Source organism: Pseudorhodoplanes sp. (assembly GCF_046289595.1).
Classification (GTDB): domain Bacteria; phylum Pseudomonadota; class Alphaproteobacteria; order Rhizobiales; family Xanthobacteraceae; genus Pseudorhodoplanes.
In genome coordinates this window covers 1-6,907 of record NZ_JBKBVB010000169.1, presented here as the reverse complement: position 1 = coordinate 6,907, position 6,907 = coordinate 1, and the positions used below count along the sequence as shown (strand labels likewise).

Genomic DNA, 6,907 nt, shown 5'->3' with positions numbered 1-6,907 from the left:
TTTCATTATCGCGTCGGAGCGCGCCCGCTTCGGATTGCCCGAAATCAGGCTCGGGGCAATTCCTGCCGGCGGCGGGACGGTGCGGGTCACGCGCCTGATCGGGGCCGTACGCGCGCGGCAATTGATGCTGCTCGGCGATCCCATCGATGCCCCGACTGCGCTCGAATGGGGGCTTGTTGCGCAAGTCGTCGATGCCGACAAACTGGACCGGGAGAGTGATGCGCTCGCGCAACGCCTCGCCGCCGCTCCGGCGCGTGCCATGCAATATGCCAAGCGCGCCATCGCTGCCGTGCACACAATGACGGAAGAGGCGGCCCTTGCGCTGGCGCGCGAGGACGCAGCGACGCTTTCCGCCACCGCAGACCTTGCCGAAGGCGTGCGTTCATTCCGGGAGCGGCGCAGCCCGGCTTTCCGCGATCCCATCGACGGTGATGCTTGACCGCGGCTTTGCATTGACGCGATCCATGACGGCGTTAGACTCCACTGTAAGGAAAGATATTCCGATAATCGGAACGGCGACCGCATCGCGCAAAGCGGGCGGCGCACGACAAGCTGTAAGGGAGGTTTCAATGCGAAGCATCGCGCGCATTGCGCAACGTCTCGCCTGCATCGTCATCGCCGGCTCTGTGACATCGGCGGCTCTCGCCGAAACGCCGAAACGCGGCGGCGTCTTGCGGCATGTGGTCGAGGGCGAGCCTGCCAATTTCGACTGCCATGCGGCCGCGACGTCGTTCGCGCTGCAGGTGCTGGCGCCGCATTATTCGACGCTGCTCAAATACGACACCAACGATTACTCCAAAATCGTCGGCGGGCTTGCCGATTCATGGACCGTGTCGCCGGACCGGCTGACCTACACATTCAAGCTGAAGCCCGGCGTGAAATTCCATGACGGCAGCGAGCTAACGTCGGCCGACATAAAGGCCACCTTCGATCGCATAAGAAATCCGCCAGAGGGCATCACTTCGGCACGCCGCGGCCAGTTCTCGAGCATCGATACGATCGAGACGCCGTCCGCGGACACCGTGGTGTTCAAGCTCAAGCAGGTGAACCCGGCCGCGCTCTACATGTTCGCCAATCCGTGGAATTGCGTCTATTCGGCCAAGAAGCTCGGCGAGGATCCGAACTGGTACGCGACCAACGTCATGGGCACCGGCCCTTATGTGTTCGAGGAATATGTCAAAGGCTCGCACTGGTCGGCGAAGCGCTTCGACAATTATTTCGAGAAGGGCAAGCCCTACCTTGACGGCGTCCGCGCCTTCTTCATCAACGGTCCCGGCGTCGTCAATGCTCTCGCCGGCGGTCAGGTCGATGCGCTGTTGTTCCAGGTGGCGCCGCCGGATCGGTCGCGGCTGCGAAGCCTGCGCGGCGATCAGGTCGCGTTCCACGAAAATTCGTTCAACATCACCAACTTCCTGACGGTGAATGTCAAGAAGCCGCCGTTCAACGATGTCCGGGTGCGCAGGGCGCTGAGTCTTGCGATCGACCGCTGGGGCGGCATTCCCAGTCTTGCGAAACTCGCAACACTGGAATTCCCGACGATCTATGTGCCGCCGGCAAGTCCCGTCGCCTATTCCAAGGAGGAAATGGAGAAGCTTCCGGGTCTCGGCCGCGACATGGACAAACAGCGTGCCGAAGCCAAGAAGCTGCTCGCCGAAGCCGGCGTGCCGAACCTGAAGCTGACGCTCCTGAACCGCAACGTCCGTTTGCCCTGGCAGCCGCTCGGCATCTATATCATGGACCAGTGGCGTCAGATCGGCATCGAGGTCGATCAGATCCCGGCCGAGACGCCGCCCTATTTCGCGGCGCTGACCAGCGGCAATTACGACGTTGCGATCGACTTCAACAACACCGTCAGCGTCGATCCGAACGAGGTGCTGGTGAAGTTCCTGCCCGGAAGCCCGAACAATTATTCCGGCGCAGAGGACAAGGTGCTGGTCGACCTGTTCAACAAACAGGCGGACATGACCGATCCGGCCGAACGCAAGAAGGTGGTGCGTCAGTTTCTGGAGCGGCTGGTCGACGAGAGCTATTTCATTCCGCTATTCGGCAACAATCGCGCCACCGCGGCGGTGAAGGAATTCAAGGGCTGGAAGCTGGCGCCGACCACGGTGCTTAACCTCGACATGTCCGAAGTGTGGTTCGACAGGTAGGCGGAGGCCTGCTGAGTGACAAAGGGATTGTCCGGCGGTCCCCGCGAGATCGGGGACCGCCGGCAGGCAAAATTTCGATTCCCGCTTTCGTGGGAATGAGCGGACATCCTCCCGGAACCAATGCCCGCGACAGAAGCTGATTTCATCGTGGTCGGCGCCGGCTCCGCGGGCTGCGTGGTGGCGGCGCGGCTGTCCGAGGACGGCCATCGCGTGCTGCTGCTCGAAGCGGGACCGCGCGACTGGCGGCCGATGATCCACATCCCGGCCGGGATGGTGACCTTGCTGCGCCATCCGGTGGTCAACTGGAATTACGCCACCGCGCCGGAGCCCGGCATCGGTAATCGCAGCCTGGCATGGCCGCGCGGCAAGGTGCTCGGCGGATCGAGCGCGATCAACGGCATGCTGTATCTGCGCGGGCATCCGGCCGATTACGATGGCTGGGCGCAGATGGGCTGCACCGGCTGGAGCGCGGCCGATGTCCTTCCCTTTTTCAAGAGATCGGAGCGGCGGACCGGCGGCGACGACGCGTTTCGCGGCCGTGACGGCGAGATGGCGGTCGAGGATTACCGGACGGTTTTGCCGCTGACGCACCGGTTCGTGAAGGCGGCGGTACAGGCCGGCATTCCGTTCACGCCCGATCTCAACGGATCGCAACCGGAGGGCGTCGGCTATTCGCAGATGAGCCGCAAGCACCGCATCCGCCATTCGACGGCGCGCGCCTTTCTGCGGCCGGCGATGAAGCGGGGCAACCTGCGGGTCGAGACCGGTGCGCTGGCGCGCAGGATTGTGTTCGACGGACGGCGCGCGAGCGGCGTGGAATACGAGCGCGGCGGAACGATCATGCAGGCGCGCGCATTGCGCGAAGTGATCGTCTGCGGCGGCGCGGTCAACTCGCCGCAGCTTCTGCAAATTTCCGGCATTGGTCCGGCGGCGCATCTCGCCGCGATCGGTGTGCCGGTGGTGCACGATCTGCCGGGCGTCGGGGCCAACCTGATCGACCATCTTGCCGCTTTGCTCGCCTATCGGGTGCGCGGGGAAATCTCGGTCAATCAGCTCCGTCGCGGCGCGCTGCTCATGCGCGAGATCGCGCGCTGGTGCCTGTTCGGAACCGGCGCGCTCACCTTCGGCGTATCCACCGCCAGCGTTTTCGCGCGCATGCGCGAGGGCCGCGCCAGTCCCGATCTGCAAATCCTGTTCACGCCGGGCAGCTATGACCGCAGCCGCTTCGGCGAACTCGAACGCGAAGCGGGCATGACGGCGGCGATCTGCGCGGTCAATCCGCAAAGCCGCGGCACCATCATGGCAGCGTCGCCCGATCCGAAACGCCCGCCGGAGATCCGGCCGAATTATTTCTCCGACCCGGCGGATATGGAGGTCACGCTGGCGGGCATCCGCCTCGCGCGCCGCATCTTCGCGCAGCCCGCCATCGCCGACGCGGTCGTGGCCGAGACCGTGCCGGGCCGTGAGGCGCAGGACGACGCGGCGCTGCAGGATTTCGCGCGCACGCATTGTTCGACCGTGTTCCATCCTGTCGGCACCTGCCGGATGGGGATCGATCCGAAGGCGGTGGTCGATCCGCGCCTGCGGGTGCACGGGATCGGCGGATTGCGCGTGGTCGATGCCTCAATCATGCCGACGATCACGACCGGCAATACCAACGCGCCGACCATCATGATCGGCGAGAAGGGTGCGGCGATGATTCGCGAGGATGCGCGGACGCTTTGACGTCCTCCCGGCCTGCGGAGGACAGGTTTACGTCTTGAATTTCGGATCGAGCCAATCGCGCAGCGCGTCGCCCAGCAGATTGAACGCAAACACCGCAAGGCTGATCGCGAGCCCGGGGAAGATCACGATCCACGGCGCTTCCTCGAAAAAGTCCGAGGCGCTGCCCGAAAGCATCAGCCCCCAGGCCGGCACCGGCTCGGCGACGCCGAGGCCGAGGAACGACAGCACCGCCTCGAGCAGGATCGCCTGCGCGATATACGCGGTCAGCATGATCAGAAAGGGCGCCATCAGGTTCGGGATCATGTGCCGCAGCACGATCCGGGTGTTGGAATAGCCCGCGATCCGCGCCGCATCGATATAGGGCAGGTTGCGGATCACCAGCGCCGAGGAACGGATCACGCGCGCGACCTGCGGCACGATCGGGATCGCGATCGCAATAATCAGATTGATGTCGATCCCGAAGACGAGGTTGCGGCCGAGCACCGCGACCACCACCAGCGCCAGCACGATCAGCGGAAATGAGAGCATCAGGTCGATGCCGCGCTGGATCGCATTGTCGATCCTGCCGCCGAAATAGGCCGAGCCCGCCCCGATGATGGCGCCGAGCGTGCAGCCGAGAAAGGCCGAGGACAATCCGATGATCAGCGCGGTGCGCGCACCGTAGATGATGCGCGAGAAGATATCGCGGCCGAACGGGTCGGTGCCGAAAAGATGAGACCAGCTCGGCGGCTGCAGCATATTGGCGAGGTTGTTGCGCACCGGATCGTAGGGCGCAATGTATTCGGCAAAGATTCCGGCGAACAGCATCAGGAGCAGCACCAGCAGGGCGGCCAGTCCGGCCGGCTGCTTGACGCAGAAATCGACGAACGGGTTGCGCAACCAGGACGGATGCTTTGCGGTGCGGACGGCGGTGTCGGTCATGGCGGCCTCAACTGTAGCGCACGCGCGGATCGAGCGCGGCATAAACGAGGTCGATCACCAGATTGGTGACGATGTAGAAGGTCGCAAACAGCATCACCATGCCCTGGATCAGGGTGTAGTCGTGCCGTGTCACGCTCTGGATGAACAATTTGCCGAGCCCGTTGAGGCTGAACACCTGCTCGGTGACGACAAGGCCGCCGAGCAGGAACGCGAATTCGAGCCCGATCACCGTGACCGCGGGGAGAAGCGCGTTACGCAAGGCGTGCCGCCGCACGATCACCGACTCGATCACGCCCTTGGCCCGCGCGGTGCGGATATAGTCCTCGCCCAGCACCTCGAGCAGCGAGGAGCGCACGATACGCGTCAGCACCGCCGCGAAACGGTAGCCGACCGCGAGCGCCGGCCAGATCAACTGCCACAGATTGGCACCCGGATCCTTCCAGATCGGGGTGAACGTGAGCGGGGGCAGGGTGCCGATGCTCCAGAGCATGGCGAGGATGATCAGCATGCCGAGCCAGAAGCTCGGCACCGCCAGTCCCGCGACGGCGAATATCTTGACCGCCGTATCGATGATGGTGCCGCGATAGAGCGCGGCGATTGTGCCGAGCGGAATCGCAATAAGACAGCCGATCAGCGTCGCCATCAGGGCGATCTGGAAGGTGATCTCGAAACGCGCCGCGACTTCCTCGATCACCGGACGTCCCGTCCACATCGAATTGCCGAGATCGAGCCGTGCCAGTCCCGTCATCCAGTCGACGAATTGCTCGGAGCGGGGCTTGTCGAGACCGAGCCTGGCGCGTTCGCGTTCGATCACGTCGACCGTCACCTGAGCGCCGTCGCCCCGCAGTTTGGCTTCGACGATGTCGCCCGGCACGATGCGCAGAATGAAGAAGGTGATGACGGCCACGCCGATCAGCGTCGGGATCGCGAGCAGCAGGCGGTTCATGACATAACGGAACATCGGCAGCTCCGGTCTCAAACCTTGATGCAGGCCACGTTGTGGCCGGGACGGACTTCGCGAAGCGCCGGGATTTCGGCGCGGCATTCGGCGCTCGCCAGCGGACAGCGTGTGTGAAACACGCAGCCGGTCGGCGGTGACAGCGGGCTCGGCAATTCGCCCTGGATGAGCCGCGGGGCGCGCGCTTTCTCGACCGCAGGGTCGGGGACCGGCGCGGCGTCGAGCAGCAGCTTCGTATACGGATGCAGCGGCCGTTCGCACAATTCGTCGCGATCGCCGCTCTCCATCACCCGGCCGAGATACATCACAACGATCCGCGTGGAGATGTGCCGCACCACCGCGAGATCATGGGCGATGAAAAGGTAGGACAGACCGTGCTTGCGCTGCAGCGACTCCAGCAGATTGACGATCTGTCCCTGGATCGACACATCGAGCGCCGAGACCGCTTCGTCGCAGACGATGAATTGCGGTTCGATCGCAAGCGCCCGCGCGATGCCGACGCGCTGGCGCTGTCCGCCGGACAGCTGGTGCGGATAGCGTTCGGCCATTTCCGGCCGCAAGCCGACCTCGTTGAGCAGCGTCGCCACCCGCTCGCGCGCCGCCGCGCTGTCCGGTGCCAGATTGTAGACCCGGAGCGGCTCCGCCACGATCTGACCGGTGGTCATGCGCGGATTGAGCGAGGAATAGGGGTCCTGAAACACCGCCTGGATCTTGCGCCGCATCGCCTTGAATTCGGCCCGGCGGGTCCGTGCGAAGTCGTGGCCCTCGAACGCAATCGAGCCATCCGTCGGCGATTCCAGCCGCAGGATCAGCCGGCCGACCGTGCTCTTGCCGCAACCGGATTCGCCGACAAGGCCGAGCGTTTCGCCAGGCCGGACATCGAAGCTGACGTCTTCCACCGCGCGGACCTGACGTGTCCGCCCGAATAATCCGGTCTTGACCGGAAAATGCTTGGTGAGATTGCGAACGGAAATCACCGGTGCGGATGGATCGGATGCCATCACCGGCGATCCTGCGGCCGCATCCGCCCGCACCCAGGCAAGCTTGCCCTCCGCAATGTCGGGTGCGCGGATGCAGGCGGACAGGCTGCCGGTATCCGTCGCCACAAGCGGCGGCGGCGTTGCCTCGCAAGCCGGCAGGCGAAACGGACAGC

At 64.5% G+C, this 6,907-nt stretch carries 6 protein-coding genes; 3 read left to right on the top strand and 3 right to left on the bottom strand.

Annotation, left to right across the window (positions count from 1 at the left end; genetic code table 11):
* The 3 genes from ACK41X_RS21945 to ACK41X_RS21935 all read left to right on the top strand — a co-directional run.
* The coding region (locus tag ACK41X_RS21945; protein WP_409727948.1) for an enoyl-CoA hydratase/isomerase family protein at positions 1–439 on the top strand (439 nt) is incomplete at its 5' end.
* A 130-nt stretch (positions 440–569) separates the two neighbouring features.
* Positions 570–2,150 carry an ABC transporter substrate-binding protein gene (locus ACK41X_RS21940; protein WP_409727945.1) on the top strand — a complete coding sequence of 527 codons (1,581 nt, stop codon included), beginning with the start codon at positions 570–572 and terminating at the stop codon, positions 2,148–2,150.
* A gap of 120 nt (positions 2,151–2,270) precedes the next feature.
* Positions 2,271–3,875, top strand: a complete 1,605-nt coding sequence (locus ACK41X_RS21935; RefSeq protein ID WP_409727942.1) for a GMC family oxidoreductase — start codon at positions 2,271–2,273, stop codon at positions 3,873–3,875.
* Between the two features lie 27 nt (positions 3,876–3,902).
* Here ACK41X_RS21935 and ACK41X_RS21930 read toward each other — a convergent pair whose 3' ends face one another.
* From ACK41X_RS21930 to ACK41X_RS21920, 3 genes are read right to left on the bottom strand one after another with little or no spacing between them, the layout of a single operon-like run.
* Positions 3,903–4,796, bottom strand: coding sequence for an ABC transporter permease (locus ACK41X_RS21930; RefSeq protein ID WP_409727939.1), 894 nt, complete (start codon positions 4,794–4,796; stop codon positions 3,903–3,905).
* Positions 4,797–4,803: 7 nt separating this feature from the next.
* The gene (locus tag ACK41X_RS21925; RefSeq protein WP_409727936.1) at positions 4,804–5,757 is read right to left on the bottom strand and encodes an ABC transporter permease; all 954 of its coding nucleotides are present in this window, start codon (positions 5,755–5,757) and stop codon (positions 4,804–4,806) included.
* A gap of 14 nt (positions 5,758–5,771) precedes the next feature.
* Positions 5,772–6,755: an ABC transporter ATP-binding protein gene (locus ACK41X_RS21920; RefSeq protein WP_409727951.1), complete on the bottom strand. Its 984-nt coding sequence runs from the start codon at positions 6,753–6,755 to the stop codon at positions 5,772–5,774.
* Positions 6,756–6,907 lie beyond the last annotated feature (152 nt).